The organism is Micromonospora sp. NBC_01655 (genome assembly GCF_026339755.1).
Lineage (GTDB): Bacteria > Actinomycetota > Actinomycetes > Mycobacteriales > Micromonosporaceae > Micromonospora.
Map to the genome: position 1 here is coordinate 4,428,881 of NZ_JAPEQF010000001.1, position 16,388 is coordinate 4,445,268.

Annotated in this window: 11 protein-coding genes and 1 pseudogene; 5 read left to right on the plus strand and 7 right to left on the minus strand. The window is 72.3% G+C overall.

Going from position 1 to position 16,388, the window contains the following annotated elements; all coding sequences use genetic code 11:
* Window positions 1–38 precede the first annotated feature (38 nt).
* Window positions 39–1,514, minus strand: a complete 1,476-nt coding sequence (locus OOK41_RS20280) for a glycosyltransferase family 39 protein (protein WP_266266320.1) — start codon at window positions 1,512–1,514, stop codon at window positions 39–41.
* A 377-nt stretch (window positions 1,515–1,891) separates the two neighbouring features.
* On the opposite strand from OOK41_RS20280, the gene OOK41_RS20285 reads away from it, so the two are divergent.
* Complete coding sequence (locus OOK41_RS20285; RefSeq protein WP_266266321.1) at window positions 1,892–2,425, plus strand: winged helix-turn-helix domain-containing protein; 534 nt, start codon at window positions 1,892–1,894, stop codon at window positions 2,423–2,425.
* An 89-nt stretch (window positions 2,426–2,514) separates the two neighbouring features.
* On the opposite strand, the gene OOK41_RS20290 is transcribed toward OOK41_RS20285, so the two are convergent.
* Window positions 2,515–6,879, minus strand: coding sequence for a S8 family serine peptidase (locus OOK41_RS20290; protein ID WP_266266322.1), 4,365 nt, complete (start codon window positions 6,877–6,879; stop codon window positions 2,515–2,517).
* Between the two features lie 332 nt (window positions 6,880–7,211).
* Between OOK41_RS20290 and OOK41_RS20295 the strand changes: the two genes are divergently transcribed.
* On the plus strand, window positions 7,212–7,760 hold the full coding sequence (locus tag OOK41_RS20295; protein ID WP_266266323.1) for a winged helix-turn-helix domain-containing protein: 549 nt from the start codon (window positions 7,212–7,214) through the stop codon (window positions 7,758–7,760).
* 121 nt (window positions 7,761–7,881) lie between these two features.
* On the opposite strand, the gene OOK41_RS20300 is transcribed toward OOK41_RS20295, so the two are convergent.
* Window positions 7,882–8,934, minus strand: coding sequence for a S1 family peptidase (locus OOK41_RS20300; protein ID WP_117667294.1), 1,053 nt, complete (start codon window positions 8,932–8,934; stop codon window positions 7,882–7,884).
* A 951-nt stretch (window positions 8,935–9,885) separates the two neighbouring features.
* On the opposite strand from OOK41_RS20300, the gene OOK41_RS20305 reads away from it, so the two are divergent.
* Window positions 9,886–11,523, plus strand: coding sequence for a lipopolysaccharide assembly protein LapB (locus OOK41_RS20305; protein ID WP_266266324.1), 1,638 nt, complete (start codon window positions 9,886–9,888; stop codon window positions 11,521–11,523).
* Window positions 11,524–11,576: 53 nt separating this feature from the next.
* Here OOK41_RS20305 and OOK41_RS32100 read toward each other — a convergent pair.
* Together OOK41_RS32100 and OOK41_RS20310 are read right to left on the minus strand one after the other, a co-directional pair.
* Window positions 11,577–11,714 (minus strand): annotated as a pseudogene (locus tag OOK41_RS32100) (hypothetical protein); the annotation flags it as partial.
* A 375-nt stretch (window positions 11,715–12,089) separates the two neighbouring features.
* Window positions 12,090–12,848: a TetR/AcrR family transcriptional regulator gene (locus OOK41_RS20310; protein ID WP_117667298.1), complete on the minus strand. Its 759-nt coding sequence runs from the start codon at window positions 12,846–12,848 to the stop codon at window positions 12,090–12,092.
* Between the two features lie 114 nt (window positions 12,849–12,962).
* On the opposite strand from OOK41_RS20310, the gene OOK41_RS20315 reads away from it, so the two are divergent.
* Window positions 12,963–14,162: a DUF418 domain-containing protein gene (locus tag OOK41_RS20315; protein WP_266266325.1), complete on the plus strand. Its 1,200-nt coding sequence runs from the start codon at window positions 12,963–12,965 to the stop codon at window positions 14,160–14,162.
* 82 nt (window positions 14,163–14,244) lie between these two features.
* On the opposite strand, the gene OOK41_RS20320 is transcribed toward OOK41_RS20315, so the two are convergent.
* A complete protein-coding gene (locus OOK41_RS20320) occupies window positions 14,245–15,279 on the minus strand; it encodes an urea transporter (protein WP_266266326.1) in 1,035 nt (344 codons plus the stop codon).
* 131 nt (window positions 15,280–15,410) lie between these two features.
* On the opposite strand from OOK41_RS20320, the gene OOK41_RS20325 reads away from it, so the two are divergent.
* The gene (locus OOK41_RS20325; protein WP_266266327.1) at window positions 15,411–15,542 is read left to right on the plus strand and encodes a hypothetical protein; all 132 of its coding nucleotides are present in this window, start codon (window positions 15,411–15,413) and stop codon (window positions 15,540–15,542) included.
* Window positions 15,543–15,798: 256 nt separating this feature from the next.
* On the opposite strand, the gene OOK41_RS20330 is transcribed toward OOK41_RS20325, so the two are convergent.
* Window positions 15,799–16,035: a hypothetical protein gene (locus tag OOK41_RS20330; RefSeq protein ID WP_266266328.1), complete on the minus strand. Its 237-nt coding sequence runs from the start codon at window positions 16,033–16,035 to the stop codon at window positions 15,799–15,801.
* Window positions 16,036–16,388 lie beyond the last annotated feature (353 nt).

Below are 16,388 nucleotides of genomic sequence, written 5' to 3' on the forward strand. Positions count from 1 at the left end.
CCCGGTCTCCGGCGGCACGCGCCACAGCCGGCGCGGCGTCAGTCGTAGTGCTGGAACCGCTGCCACAGCACCGACCAGGGCTGGCGCGGCTGGCGGCAGACGGTGATCGGCCGCCCCTGCTCCTCGTTGGCGATGTCGAGTCCGTGGTCGAGGCGGGCGACGGTCTCGCACGAGGCGAACCAGGTACGCATGACACTGCCGTCCTCGCCGAGGCCGACGAGCACGACCACCGTGCCGCCCTCGCCGGGGGCCGCGATGCGGTGCAGCTCGTTCTGGCCGCTGTAGAGCCGGTCGACGGGTAGCCCCAACGCGGGGCCGTACCGGTGGATCGCGCCGTGCTCCCCGTAGTTGCCGGTGACGATCACCGCCCGCGCGGCGTCCGGCGGCGGCAGGGCGGCGTAGACGTCGGCGACCTGCCGGGTGTAGGCAGGCCAGCCGATCTGGTCCCGGGTGCCCTGGTTGACCTCCGCGACACCGATGCGTTCCTGCACCGACAGCGGGAACACCGGCAGGGCGAACGCCACCGCCCCAATCGTGTTCAGGGCCAGTGCCGCCGCGAGCACCGCCCGGCGGGCGGCCCCTGTCGCCCACCCCTCGACGACCCTCGCACCGATCGCGTACAGGGCCAGGACGAGCCCGACGGTGTAGTAGGGCTGCGCGGCCAGCGCGAACAGCACCACCAGCAGCAGGCCGTACCCGAGGGCGAGCGCGCGGACCGGCCGCAGCGCCGGCCGGCGCAGGAGGGCGACCAGGCCGGCGACGACGACCGGCACCAGCGGCAGGCCGACGACCACGAACTGGAACGGCGCCAGCAGGACGCGCGCCTCGGCGCCCTTGTTCGCCCGCAGCGCGTCCGCCATGGCGAGCTGCGGGAAGCCGTTGGCCACCTGGTAGACCAGGTTCGGCGAGCCGATCAGCAGCGCGGCCAGCGCCCCCGCCCACAGCCAGGGCGAGCGCAGCGCCGACCGCGGCCCGGTGACCAGCACCGCCGCCACCAACACGGCCAGCAGCAGCACGATCAGCAGCTTGAACCACAGCCCGACCCCGACGGCCACGCCGGCGGCCAGCCACCAGCGGGGCTCGGCGCGCAGCAGCGCGCGCAGGGCGAACAGCAGCACAGCCAGCCAGATCACCATGTCCACCGACGCGGTGAGCAGGACGTGGCCGAGCAGCAGCACGAACGTGCCGGCCGCGCCGCACGCGGCGACGCTCTGCCCGAACCGGCCGGCGCCGGCCTCCCGCGCGATCAGGGCCAGCAGCACCGCCACGGCGACCGCCGCCAGCACCGCCGGAACCCGCAGCCCCCACACGCTGTCCCCGAAGACCTCCACCGCGGCGCGGGCGAGCAGCGGCGTGCCCGGCGGCTGGTCGACATAGCCCCACCCGGGGTGGAAGCCCAGGAACCGGAAGTACAGCTCGTCGCGGTGGTAGCCGTACCCGTCGGCGGTCACCGCGAGCAGGCCCGCCACCACCGAGGCCACCAGGGCGACGGGCGCCGCGGCGAAGGCGGGCACGGCGGGCCCTGGGCGGGGCACATCGGACGGCGGACGAAAAGTCACCGGCAGCGTCACGACCCTCACCGTAGAGCCTGGAACCCACCGACGTCATCGTCCGGCGGGCCGTCGCCCGCGCCCGGCTCCGACAGCGGGGGCGGCGGGACGGGGCACGTGCCCGCCGGGAGCACGTCTGTCCGGCTTGGGGCGTTGCCGGCCACATAGACGTGCATTACTATACCGATGCCCGGGGGGCGACCATGGCGTCACCGGTCCGTCGCGGACCGTCAGCGCGCCGACCGGCTGCGCCCCGGTCCCGCCACGCCACCACCACCGAAGCGATCGAACGGCGTCAGCAAGACACCATCCCGCGAGCAGGGGATGGGGAAGGGCGGAGGATGAGCGGGATCGCGTCCCTGGTCATCGGCATCGCCTCCTCACCGGCGCACCGCCGGCAACTCGCGCAACTGTTCGGCGGCACCGAGGCGTTCCTGATCGTGTCGAGCGTGGACCAGGCGCGGCGGTTCCTCGACGTGGTCCGCCGGCCTGCCGCCGCGGCGTCCGTGCGGGCCGCGCCGGCTGAGCGGGCCGCGCCGGCCGAGCGGACCGCGCCGGCCGAACCGGTGGCCGACGGTGGCCCGCCGGCGTCGGAACTGAGCATCGACTCGGATCGCCGGGTGCTGTGCTGGCAGGGCCGCGAGATCGACCTGACCCCGCTGGAGCACGACTTCCTGCGCTGCCTGGTCGGCACGCCCGGACACATGTGGAGCTACCAGCGGCTGCACCGCGAGGTCTGGGGCACCGAACACCTGGGCCGGCGCTCCGACATGCACTCCGTGGTCCGCAGGATACGGCGCAAGCTGGTCCGGCTCGGCGCGTCGGCGACGATCCACGCGGTGCGTGGGGTCGGCCTCCGCCTCACGGTGTACTGACCGCGAGGCCGGCACGCCGCTGCGGGACGGGTCCGGCCCGCCTGGTCGGGCGACCAGGCGGGCCGGATCTGTTCGTCAGCGGTCAGTGGTCAGCAACGGATCGGGGACAGGGCGAAGTTCTCCACGGTGGGCGTGGCGGTAGTGATCTTCGTCTGCCGGGTCTGGGGCTTCCAGTCGTCCTTGGCGACGATCATGGTCAGCGGGTTGTTCCGCTTGTCCAGCCAGTAGGCGTACCGGCCCTCGGCGTCGGTGGCGAAGGTCCACGACATCGCCCAGGAGTCGACCTGGACCACCGCGCCGGCGATCGGCGCGCTGGCCCCCTGGCAGCTCGTCCCGGTGACCGTGCCCATCAGCTTGCCCCAGGTGGTCGGCTGCTGCGCGGTCATCGTCACCGCCACCGGCGGCACCGTGTACGGGGTGTCCTCCTTGATCAGGATCGACGCCGAGTAGGTGCCCGGCTGGTCGACGGTGGCCGCGATGCCCACGGTGACCGTGACCTTCTGGCCCGGCTCCAGGGTGGCCGCCGTCTTGTCGATCGTCAGCCAGCTGACGTCCGCGGCAGCCTCGGCGCACTCCCCGAACCCGGGCAGGGCCTCGCTGTCCGCCGTGGCGGTGAAGCCACCGGACGAGCCGCCGACCTTGTAGAAGCCGCACGCCGCGCCGCCACGGTACCGGGCGGTGTTGGCGTTGGGCAGGTTCGACCACGAGTTGGTGGCCGGGTCGTAGGCGAAGCCGGCGTTGGTGATGGCACCGCCCTGCGAACCGCCGACGACCAGGAGCTTGCCGTTGGCGACGGCGAACGAGCTGGCCCAGTTGTCGACCGGCGCGTCGGCGATGGCGGTCCAGGCGTTGGCGCCCGGGTCGAAGGCGTAGCCGACCTTCTGCGCCGCCGATCCGTCGTTACCGCCGGTGCAGTAGACGGTGCCGCCGATCCCGCCACAGGACAGGAACGCCACCGACTTCGGGTAGTCGGGCAGCGCCTCCCAGCTGTTGCTGCCCGGGTCGTACCGGACGACGTCGTTCGACATCGGCGTGCAGTTCGCCGTGGTGCACCCGCCGATGGCGTACAGCTTGCCGTCGGCGACCGCCTGACCGGCGGCGGACCGCGGCGCGGGGTTGTCCGCCTTCTCGGTCCAGGTGTTGGCGGCCGGGTCGTACGACCAGGTGGTGCCGTCGGGGCCGGAGGGCCCCCAGCCGCCGGTCACGATGATCTTCCCGTCGACGACGCCCGCCGTCACGGCGTTGCGCGCGCCGGGCAGGTCGGCGATCGCCGTCCAGCTCTGCGCGATCGGGTCGTAGACGTAGTTCTTCGCGGTCGACGCCGTGCCGTTGCCGCCGGCGATCGAGTACACCTTGCCGTTCAGGTTGACCACCCGGTTGTCCATCAGGTTCGTCGGGTAGTCGGCGATGTCCGTCCAGGGCTCGGCCTGCGGGCCGACCGGGGCGGAGGTGGCGGTGCTCGCCTTGCCCGACGCCTGCGCGGCGAACGACGTGGCGGCGGTGAGCCGCTGCGCCGGAGCGCCGGAGGAGCTGAGGATCTGCTGCTCGGACAGGCGGGAGCCGTCGGCCCGCAGCAGCTCGAACCCGTCGTCGCGCTCGCTGAACTGGATCTTGACGGGGGCCCCGCCGGTGTTGGTCACCGTGACGGTCTTGGTGGCCTTGCCGCTGGGCATCCGGACCGTGGCGTTGACCGCGGCCGGTTGCACCGACAGCCGGCCGGCCGCGAGCTGGAAGTTCACGGGGGTGGCCCAGTCGGCCTGGACGTCGACCTGCTTGCTCTGGCTGACGTAGTTGCCGGCCTTGGCGGTGAAGCGGTGCGCGTCGGTCAGCGACGAGAACAGCCAGAAGAAGCCGTCCTGCAGACCGGTGTCGTCGGGGGTGGCCACGGTGGTGGCGGTCTCCGCCGGCCGGTCGTCGCTGGTGACGGTGGCGCCGTTGACGTAGCCGTTGTCGTTCTTGTCCCGGACGTGCCCGAGCACCAGGCCGCCGTTGGTCGGCTTGCAGGTGATCTCGCTACCGATCAGCACGTTGTCGACCTGCCACCACCATTCCCAGGACGCCTCGTAGTAGTGGAACCGGACCTTGACCTCCGCCTTGCCCGCGGCCTGCGGGATCGGCACCTCGGTCACCCGCGGGCCGCGGACGTCCGCCGCCTGCCGGAGCACGTTGGCCCAGGTCGCACCGCCGTCGAGGCTGAGGTCGACGTCCGCGCGGTCGGAGTTCAGCCAGTTGTAGTCCTGGTTGAACCGGATCACCGGGGTCGCCACGTCGGTGAGGTCGACGACCGGGCTGACCAGGGAGGTGTCCTGCCGGCCACCGCTGGCGTAGTTGTCGCTGTCGATGATCGCGAAGTGGCCGGTGCCGCCGGTGAGGTTGCCCCGGTCGCCGGCGTCGGCGAAGTCCCACACCTGGCCGGTGCCGGCGTGGTCCACCACCGACCAGCCGGCCGGCACGCGGTCGCCGTCGAAGGTCTCGTACACGCCGTCCGAGCCGTACGTGTACCCGGGCGCCGTGGTGCAGGCGGCGGAGTCCACGGGCACGGCGACGTTGTGGGTGGTGTTGCCCGAGCCGACCCTGACGTCCTTCGTCACGGTCTGGTAGCCCTGGTACTGCGGCTCGACCTTGACCTGGTACGTCGCGCCGGCGGGGAGCGTGAAGCTGTACCGGCCGTTGGCGGGCGTGGTGTAGTCGGACACCGGCAGGCCCACGACGCTGACCTTGGCGTACAGCGGCCAGCCGTGTCCGGAGCCGTCGGTGACCGAGCCACTGACCGTCACGCTCGGCACGGCGGCCAGGGCGACGTCGAGCGTCGTGGTCACGTTCTTGGTGACCGTCGCCGGCACCGTCTTGCTCCCGTAGCCGAACGCGGTCACGGCGACCTGGTATTCGCCGGCCGGGAGCAGGGTCGAGTACGTGCCGTCGGTCCCGGTGGTCAGCTCGCGGGTCGCCGGGCCGGTGAGGGCCAGCGTGGCGCCCGGCAGCGGGGCGCCGGCCGCGTCGGTGACCTTGCCGGCCAGGGTGCCGGTGTCGCCGATCGGGGCGGCGGCGAGCAGGGCGAGCGCGTCCAGTCGACCCTCGCCGTAGACGTTGTTGTCGTCGGCGGTGCCGCCGCACTGGGTGTCGGCCTTGTCGATCGCCGAGTCGTCCAGCAGGGCGCGCGTCGCGGTGACGTCACCGACCAGCGCGGGCGCCGCCGACCACAGCAGCGCGACCGCGCCCGCGAGGTGCGGCGCGGCCATCGAGGTGCCGCTGAGGCTGCCGTAGCCGTTGCCGGGAACGCTGGAGCGGACGTTGACGCCGGGCGCCGAGATGTTGGGCTTGATGTCGCCGTTCTGCCCGGTCCCCCGGGAGGAGAAGCTGGCGATCGTGTTGTTGACGTCGTACGCGCCGGTGGAGTAGTTGCTGCTCCGGCTGCCCGGTGAGCCGCTGGTCTGGCAGGCCGGGCCGTTGTTGCCGTTGGACCAGGTCCCGAAGATGCCGGACGCGGCCCAGGCCAGCGTCACGTCCTCCATGAACGGGTCGTTGGAGGGGGTCCGGGTGCCCCACGAGTTGTTGATGATGTTGGGCCGCTTGCTGGCGTCCGGGTTCTGGCCGTCGAGGTCGGTGGGCTCGAGCATCCACTGACCGGAGGTGATCAGTGCGGCGTCGCTCGGGCAGCAGCCGTTGGCCGCGATCCACCTGACCCCGGGCGCGACGCCGATCTGGTTGGCGTCGGCGGAGCCGGCCATCGTGCCCATGGTGTGCGTGCCGTGGCCGTCGCCGTCACAGGGCGCGCTGGCGCATTCGCCGGCGGCGTCGAACCAGTTGTAGTTGTGGTCGAAGGTGCCGTCGCCGTTGTTGCCGCGGTAGGCGCCCACCAGCGCCGGGTGGTCGAACTGCACCCCGGAGTCGATGCTCGCCACCGTGATGCCCGCGCCGGTGACGCCGTACTGGGACCAGACGTCGTCGGCGTTGATGTTGGCGATGCCCCACTCGAGGGCGTTCGCCGCCTTCTCGTCGCTGCCCTTGGTGACCTTGGGCAGCTCGTAGGCCGTCGAGGCGTAGACGCCCTCGACCTCGGCGTGCGCGGCGAAGTTCTGCGCCATGCTCAGGGAGCCGCTGCTGACCTTGATGGCGTTGGTCGCCCAGAAGGACTGGTACTTGGCGCCCGAGCCGTCGAGCTCGGCCCGGACCTTGGCCTGGCTGTCGACGGCGCTCCTGCGCAGCGCGTCGGCGACGGCGGCGCCCCGCTTGGTCCAGTCCTTGATCGCGCTGGCCTTGCTCAGGTCGGCCCGGTCGGTGAAGCGGATCCAGAAGTCGCTCTCGCTCTTGGCCTGGAGCTGGCTCATCAGTTCGGGTCGGATCTTCTCCGCCGACGCGGACGCGTCGGTTCCCCCCGGAGCGGCCTGTACGCCGGAGCCGGTTGCCGCCAGAGCTGTCGCGGCGAGGGCGATCGCCGCGCCCGCGCTCGCCAAGCGCCTGATCAGGCGCCTCCCGTGTGGACGTCTCAGCATCGGTGCTGTCTCCTCCAGAAACGACCCGCGGTCAGTCGAGCCATGGCGAAGGGTGCAGACGACCCATCTCCCGTCTGGATCACACCGGAACGAACCCCCCAGGCCCCCCAGGCGCCGAGCGGGTCACGCCGGCTGCCTGTGTGGACACTATGATCGAAAAAGGTGAACGATCAAGCACGCCACGTGAGCAACTTGTCGCTAGGAGTTGCCCGCTTGACGACGGGTTTGACAATTACTGTCACGGCCATGACCAAGTCGGGCAGAAACTGCCCATCGTTTTCCGGGTGGGTGCGGTGACCGAGGACGACAGCACGACGCCGGACGGGTTCGACGAGACCGCCAGCCCGTTCCCGCTGGTGATCGCGGTGACACCGTCGCCGGCCGAACGGATCCGGCTCGCCGAACGCCTCGACGGCATCGCGCCGCTGCTGCTGGTGGCCGACCTCGACGAGCTGCGCAGGCTGATCGCGGCCTCGCAGCCGCCGCCCGGCGCGGCGGCGGGGGCCCGGGCCGCCGCACCGGCGCCACCGGAGGACACCCTGCGGATCGACCCGGCCCGGCTGACCGCCCGCTGCCGCAACCGCGAGGTCTCCCTCACCCGGCTCGAACACGACCTGCTGGCCTGCCTGGTCACCGAGCCGGTCCGGGTCTGGAGCTACGCCGAGCTGCACCGCTCGGTCTGGCGGGCCGAGGGACGCCAGCACACGGCGGACGTGCAGTCCCTGGTGAAGCGGTTGCGGCGCAAGCTCGGCCAGCTCGGCACCGGCGTCACCGTCGTCGCGGTACGCGGTGTCGGGCTCCGGCTGACCGACCACCGACAGCCGAGGGTCAGCGGCGCGTGACGGTTGACCCGCCACCGCGGAGCGCGGTCACCAGTCGGCGCGCCCGTTCACCCGGCGTCCGTCCCGGGAACAGGCGTGAGGGCCGCCGGTGTCGCGGCGGCCCTCACTGGTGGTGCGTCGATCAGACGATCTCCACCCCGTAGACGCTCAGCGCCTCGGTGACCGGCTGGAAGTAGGTCGTCCCGCCGGAGGAGCAGTTGCCGCTGCCGCCCGAGGTCAGGCCCAGAGCGGTGCTGCCGCTGAAGAGCGCGCCGCCGCTGTCGCCCGGCTCGGCGCAGACCGTGGTGCGGATCAGGCCGGTGACCGTACCCTCGGCGTAGTTCACCGTGGCGCCGACCGCCTCGACGGTGCCACCGTGCAGGCCCGTGGTGCTGCCGGAGCGCTGCACCGACTGCCCGGCGAAGGCGTCGGCCGCGCCGGTGATGTCCTGTGTGGTGCCGTCGTAGAGGTAGACGCTGCCGTCGGCGGCGGACGCGTTGCTGTGCTGGACGATGCCGTAGTCGTCGCCGGGGAAGCTGCCGGTGCCGCCGGAGCCGAGCGGGCTGCTCTGCCCGGAGTCGGCGTACCAGTTGGCGGCGATGGCGGTGCAGTGCCCGGCGGTGAGGAAGTAGTAGCTGTCGCCGCTGCGGACGTTGAAGCCGAGCGAGCAGCGACCGCCGCCCTCGGCCCAGATGGCCTCGCCGCCGGCGGCCCGGGTGCTGAGCTTTCCGGCCTCCCGTTCGATGCGGACGGTGCCGCCGAGCCGTTCGGCGACGCCCTCGACGCGCTGGAGCTTCGCGCCGGTAACGGTGCTGTCGACGGAGACGACGACCTGGTTGGTCGCCGGGTCCGTCCACCACGCGGTGCCGGGGATCCGGGCGGAACTGTCGAGGGTGGCGGTGGCGCGGGCCAGGTCGTCCGCACCACGGGCGACGAGCTTCGGGGTCGCGCCGGCCGCGCGGACCTTTCGGGCGGCGGCGGCGTCGGTCACGGTGACGACCATGGTGCCGTCGGCCTGGGCGTACGCCCCGCCGGAGCGCTCGCCGAGTGCGGCGGCGAGCGCGGTGGCCTGGTCGGGGGAGGCGTTCTTCGCGGGTGCGGCCTGGGCAGGAGCGCTGGTCAGCGCGCCGACGACCAGGGCGCCGGCCACCGAGATGGCGGTGACGTGGCGCAGCGGGGACCCGGAGAGTCGCATGTGGATACCTCCTGGAGCTGAGCACGGGCTGCCCTCTCGGGTAGCCCCGGGCAACCGATCGGCCGGTGAGACCCACCCGATCGGAGGCGTCGAAGTATTCATAGATTTAACAATGATTGCAAGAGTGACGGTTGGCCGGAATCGGCCACTTCTCACAGCTTGGGTCCCGACAGTCCGACGAGCGGCATGTCGGATGATTGGCGGCTATTCGCCGAAACTTCGCAGGTCAGCAAGCCCGGTCGGCAACCCCGGTCGGGCCGGTCGGCGCGCCTGTCCGACCGGATGGCGGGACAGGATCGATTCCGGCGAAAATCGCCGCCGGCGCTGGCTGCTCGGGCACCCTCGGCGGGCCGGGCCGCCCGCCGCGCTCGCGGCCGGCCGGGCCGTCCGGGGCACCGGCACGGCCCCGCCCGGGGCCGTCAGGTCCGGCCGGCCGGGGCCGTCAGGTCCGGCCGGCCGGGGCCGTCAGGTCCGGCCGGCCGGTGCCACAGACCCGTGGCACCCCCACGGCGGAGCAGCCGGACGAGCACCTGGTCGTGCGCTACCAGCACGACGGCGAGAGCGGGCCGGTGGACGACGACGAACAGCAGCCCTGATCGCGCCGCCCGACCGGAGCGACGCAGATCGTCGTCGGCGGCCACCGACGCCGCGCCGGCAACGCGGGGACGCCTGGGCTGCCTGCAGCACCTCACCCGTGTCCGGTAGGGGTCGCGGGGGCGATGCCCCCAGTCCGGTCACGAGTGGTCTTCATATTCTCCTTGATCGGGTTTACGCTCTGCCTCTGTCCTGAAGTGAATCACTGTGGAGGTTCCCGTGAAGAAGATGACCGTCCGCCGCACGAGCGCGCTGCGTCTGGTGTCCGGTGCCCGCCGGCTCTGGATCGAGTGGTGCTGGTAGTTCCCGGCACGGCGGGCGCCCTCGGGCGCCCGCCACTGCGGAGAGGGGCCCGCCGTGACCGGTGAGCCGGGCGGTTACGACTGCCACCGCGCCCACGGGCCGTACGCCGGGGTCGCCGACTTCCTCGGCCGGATCGCCGCCGACAGTCCCCGCGCCGCCGAGGAGGAGCCGATCCGGTTCCATCCCGCCCGGCGCACCGCCTGCCTGGCCTACGGCGCGGCGGAGTTCGTGGCCACCTGGGCGAGCAAGCTGCGACGCCCGGCGACGGTCCGGTTCGACCACATCGCCAGCGCCGACGAGACCACCCGCGAGCTGCTGGACGCGCTGACCCGCCGGATCGGGTCGTCCCCGGTACGCCTCGAGCTGCGCGACGGTGGCGACCGCGAGCCGGCAGCGGCCGACCCGACACCGGACGCGACGCGCAGGGCCCTGGGCGACAGTCTGGCCCGTGGCTTCTACCACCACGCGGCCCGGGTGGCGCGGCGCGGGCGTGCCACGGTGACCCCGGACGGCGACCTGCGGCACTGGTGGGCGTTCACCACCGGCCTGGCCACCGCCCTGGCGGCGTTGGACGAGGCCACCGAGGCGCTCGACCTCTATCGCGAGGCGCGCGCCGCCACCGACGACCCGAAGATCACCATGTCGGCCGCGTACGCCACCGCCATGCTGTACGCCCGGCACCTACCGGCGGCCGACCAGGACCCGGCGCAGGCGCGGCACTGGCTGGAGCAGGCGATCCACCTCGCCACCGGCCTGGACGACCCGCGGCAGCGGGTGCTGTCCACCGTCTTCTACGAGCAGGGCCTGGCGCTGCTGGACAGCAGGGCGGGCGAACCCGCCCGCGCGCTGCGGCTGATCGACGACGGGCTGGCCCGGCTGACGGCGGTGCTCGGCCCCGGTGAGCGCCCGCAGGACCTGGCCCGGCTGCGGCACAACCGGGCGCAGGTACACCTGGCGCTCGGCGATCCGGCGCAGGCCCTGGCCGACCTCGACACCGTGATCGCCCATGATCCCGACAACTGTGAGTACTACGTGGACCGGGCGGCCCTGCATCGGGCGGCGGGGCGGTCCTCGGCCGCGATCAGGGACTACGACACCGCGATCCGCCTGGGACCACACCTGCCCGAGGCGTACTACAACCGGGCCGTGCTCCAGCAGGAACGGGGCCGCCCCGAGCGGGCGCGCGCGGACCTGGACCGGGTGCTCGCCATCGACCCCGGACACCTCGACGCCCGGATCGCCCTGGTCAACCTGCACGTGGAGCGCGGTGCGTTCGACGCGGCCGAGACGGGCGCGCTGGCCGGGCTGGCGCTGGCTCCGCAGGAGCCGGCGCTGCTGTGCACCCTCGGGCTCATCCGTTCGGAGCGTGGCGGCCTCGCCGAGGCCGACGAGCTGCTCACCCGGGCCCTGGCCGGGGATCCGGGGCTGGTCGAGGCGTGGACGAACCGGGCTGCCGTCCGGTTCGAACGCGGCGACGTGGCCGCCGCCGTGGCCGACCTGGACCGGGCGGTGGCGCTGTCGGCGGCGCCCGTGCCCCGCTACAACCGGGGCACCGCGCTCATGCGGCTGGGGCGGTGGGACGAGGCCGCCCGCGACTTCACCGACGCGCTCGCCCAGCCCGGCCTGGACCGGGCGCTGCGGCGCGACCTGCGCGCGGAGCTTGACCGCTGCCGTCGCGCGATGGTCGGGTGACCGCGGGCGGGGCGGGTTGACAGTGCCGCCACCTGCACCACGGCAAGGCAGGTCATCGCCAGCCAGGCCACCCGCACCACCGACTCGGGGACGGCGGTGATCGGCCACAGGACGAGGGCCGCGAACGGCGGGTACGTGAAGGGGCCCCCGTTCTCCGCGACGTACTCGTACAGGGGGCGCCCCGACTGCATGTGCGCCAGCGCTCCGTAGTAGATGTGCAGATCGGAGAGCGGCTCGTCGCGGCGCAGGACCAGGCCGCAGGAGACCAGAGCGATCGACACGAACCCCGCCCACAAGAGCGTCACCCGTCGCTGGAGCACCGGCTGACAATAGCGGACGGGGCGCGCAGGAAGTCCGCCTCGACCGTGGCCCGCTCCAGCACGCCGGCCCGCACCGCGTGGTAGCGCACGACGGACCAGAGGAAGACGTCGAGGTTGTCGAATCGGGTGCCGCCCTCGACGACCGGCGGACGCCCCCTCGCCCGAGCGACGGCCTCTTCAGACAGAGGGTGACGACGGACTGAACCGGCCGTCGACGTGCGCCCCGGGGCCGTCCGGGGGCGCGCGTCAGGAGCCGGAGCGTCCGATGCGGACGGCGACGCCGTCGAGGATCAACTCCAGCCCGAGCGAGAAGTCCGCGTCGGCGATCGCCGCGTCGGGGGTGTCCGGCGGCGGCGCCTCGAACAGTTCCGAGGAGAACAGTCGTGCCATCTCGGGGAAGCGCTCGGGCTTGACGAGCCGCGCCAGCGCGCGGCCGTAGTCACGCTCGGCGTCGGCCTGCCCCTGACCTTCGGCCCTGCCCTCGGCGAGTTCGCGGTCCTGCCGTACCGACTGGACCACGTAGCCGCTGATCAGTGACAGGGTGCCGACCTTGTGCGCCCAGTCGAGACGGGTGCCGGACATGATCGCCAGCGCGACCTCCATCCAGGCGATCTGGTTCGGTCCGGAGGGCGGTCCGGAGGTGGGCAACCGTGTCAGCCACGGCCGACGCTGGAACACCGTGCGCTGCGCGAAGGCCCAGCCGCGCAGCCCTGCGCGCCAGTCGTCGGTGTCCATCTCCCCCGGCGCACCCAGGGCACAGTCGGCCATGAGCGTGAGCAGCTCGTCCTTGGAGCCGACGTACCGGTAAAGCGACATCCCCGTGAAACCGAGGCTCTTGGCGACCTTGGGAAGCGTCACGCCGCCGAGCCCGTCGCGGTCGGCGATCTCCACCGCCGCGCGGACGACCAGGCCGACGTCGAGGGCCGCCGGCCGCCCGAGACGCGATGGCTCCGACATGCCCCACAGCCGGCGCAGCGACGCCGGAACGAAGTCCTCGCTGGTCATTGGCTCCCTCGTTCGCCCGGCCGAAATCCGGCCCCATCATGCCAGACCTCGTTAGTTTGTCTGTGATACTTTCCCTGGGAAACTAAAGACGGCTTCTCGGGGAGAGGGACGACCATGAGCATTGACACCGCACCACGGACGCCGAGAGGACCGGTACGGCGTGCCGAACGCGCCCTCGCGCCGGACCTTGCCCGGGGAGCGATGCTGCTGATCATCGCGCTGGCCAACGCCGCCGGAGTCGTCTTCGCCGGCGAGCCCGGCCTCGACGCCACGCCGGAGGGCGCCGAACGCGGGCTCAACCTCCTGCTCTTCGAACTCGTCCACGCCCGCGGATACCCGGTCTTCGCCGTGATGTTCGGCTACGGACTCGTCCAGCTCGCCCGCCGCCAGGACGCCTCCGGCGCCACGCCGAAGCAGGTCCGCTCGGTGCTGTTGCGCCGCAACCTCTGGCTCGTCGTCTTCGGGTTCGCACACGCCACCCTGCTGTACTACGGCGACTTCCTCGGCGCCTACGGGATCGTCGGGATCGTGATGACCCTGGTGCTGCTGCGCCGGGGCGACAGGTTCCACCGGATCGCGCTGGTGCTCTGGGCACTGTCGGCGGTCGAGATCCTGGTCATCGGCGCCGTCGTGACGAGCGGCCTCCTCGGCGGCTCGGGCGGGTCGGTCCCGCTGCCGTCGGGCCACGTCGACTCCCTCGCCGCCCCCGGGTACCTCGCGTCCATGCTGGCTCGCCTCGGCGAATGGCCGGTGCACACGCTGACCGTCCTACCCTTCATCATCATCACCTGGCTGGGCATGTGGGCCGCCCGCCGCCGGGTCCTCGAAGAGCCGGCCCGCCACCGGAGCCTGCTCACGTGGACCGCCGTCCTCGGCCTCGGCGTCGCCATCGCCGGAGGCCTCCCGGCCGCCCTGGTCAACGCCGGATGGCTGAACGCCGACGAGTCCACCGCCAGCCTGATGCTGGTGCTCCACGGCGGTAGCGGCATGTTCGCCGGCCCGGGTTACGTGGCCGTCTTCGGCCTGATCGCCATGCGGGTCACCCGGCCCGGCCCCGTCGTCGGCGCGCTCTCGGCCCTGGGCCGGCGTTCCCTGTCGGGCTACCTGTTCCAGTCGGTGGCCTGGCTGGTCCTCCTGGCGCCCTTCACGCTCGCGCTCGGCCACCGTTTCGGCAGCCCCACGGCGACCGGCCTGATCATCGCGGTGGCCGTCTGGCTCGCGACCGTTCTGATCGCCCACCTGCTCGACAAGCGCGGGCAGGCCGGTCCCGCCGAGATCGTCCTACGCCGCCTGACCTACGGGGCCCGGACGTAGTCGCCGCAGCATAGAACCGCCCCGGCCGGCCGGGTTCGAGGGCTCGCCGTCACCGTGCTCGCCAGGTCGGTCCTGACGGCGCTCAACGCCCTGCTCCAGTACGCTTCACCGCCGAGACAGCGGCTTCCTTGACACGTTCGTGGTCGGGCACCGACGCGAAGTGCCGCTGGGGCAGCAGCAGCAACCAGGTGGCGAAGTTGAACGGCCCGGTCAGCACCGGGATGGCCAGCGGGGTGAGCACGCTCGCCAGAGCCACCTGCACGAAGAGCGTCAGGCCGATGCCGAACAGGGTGTAGACCGTCACCAGCGGGCCGGGACGGTGCAGGACGGCTCCCACCACGATCGCCGTCAACACCGCGTTGAAGCCGTACAGGCCCTTGTCGAGCGAGAGCCCGTCGGCGCCGAACCAGAGCGCCAGCAGGGTCGCGCCGACGCTGCCGACGACCGCGAACAGCGCCGACCAGCGGGAGTTGACCAGCAGCGCGATCACGATGATCAGCCCGCTGACCCAGCTGTTGGTGAGGTACACCTGGGAGACCCCCCGGAGGAAGGTCGGCACGAGGTCCCAGTCGAACCTGCCGGCGGCCAGCGTCCCCTCGCCGGGGAAGATCGGCTTGAGGTTGGTCAGCACGGTGAACCGGCTGAACTGGTAGGCCCCCAGCAACAGCACCCAGGTGGTGAGCACGAACGGGAAGGTGAACGCGGTCAGCCCCCAGGTCTTGAAGACCCGGTTCAAAGCCAGGGTGACCACGGTCGTGGCGGCGGCTCCGAACACCAGGTAGAGCCACATCAACGGCCGGTGGTCGAGGAAGGTCGCGACGCCGATCCCGGTCAGCAGCGGGCTGAAGCCGAACAGCCCGTGCCGCAACGACGTCCGGTCGACCTGGAGGGCGACCGCCGTCGCCGTGCCGACGACGACACCGAGTACGGCGCCGCCGAAGACCCGGGGAATGCCGTTCTCGAACGCGCCCCAGGCGATCGCGACGAGGATGAGCAGGCCGGTCAGCGGGTTGTTCTGCAGGACGACCTGCGCGGTCCCGCGCAGACACGCGTCGACGAACCCGACCACCGGGTAGCGGTCGCTCAGCCGTTTCCAGCCCCGCGCGGCCTCGGCCATCTCTGTCTCCTTCGCTTGCGTCAACGCCAACTGGATGCCGGCGGGAAGGTCCGACCGGTGACTTCCTCGCGGGCGGCACGCAGAAGGCGCGGATCGCTTCGCGCACCGGCTCCGTTTCCTGCCCCAGGACCTTGAAGATCAGCCCGGCGTCGTTCGGCAGCCGGCTGACGGCGCCGGCCAGCGGCGTCGCGGCGGCCCAGACGGGTGTCGAGGCGAGGGTGCAGGTCTGGTTCTGCGAGCCGTGGTTCGCGTCCATCTCCTGAATCTTGGTGGCGGCCTGGGTGACCACGTGCGCCTGGCTGCCCGGCGCCAGGTCGACGTCCATCCGTCGATTCCCTCGCCCGTCTTGCAGTCGGTGAACACGACCGGCGGTGGCGCCGCGGTGCCCGGTGAGCAGCGCGACGCCGTCCCCCGTGGCGGCGAGCCGGGTGATCGTGCGGACGAAGTCCTGGAGGGTGCTCGGTCGTGGACGAACTGCAACAGCTTCAGCGTCTCGACCATCGCGCGCACGAGCCCTCCTCAGTCGAGGTTGGCGGGCAGGTGGGAGTGCGGGGTCGAGTCCGCGCCGCCGAACGACCGCCGCGACTCGTGCGGCGCGAGGTACGCGATCACCTCGGTGCCGGGGACGGACCCATGGGTGATCCCGGTGAACGCGTGGGTACGCATCACCGACTCCATGACCTTGCGGTCCACGGCGAGCGGGACGTACCGCTTCGCGCCCTTGACCGCGGCCGACCAGTGCTGGTCGGCCACCATGCCATCGAGAGAATCGTCAGCTTGTCGAATTCCTTGGGCGTCAGATGCACTGCACTGGTCCTGATCCTTCTCGGCTGGACCGGAGACTCACCCGTCGAGCCGGTCTCCCCGCTGTCGGATGAGACGTTACTGGCTCAACTGGGACTGAACGCTCAATACGGGGGAAATAACCCGAGGGCGTCCGCGCACCGGCGGTCGCTCGTCAGGATGAGGTCCCGGACGCGAACGCGCTCCCGCAGGATCCGCCGAGGGACCGAACATGGTCGTCGAGAGCTGTGGAACCGGTGGTCGCAGCTCGCGGATGGCCTGGTAGCGGGCCGGGCTGACGCAGCCGCTTCCGGGTCCGCCCGCAG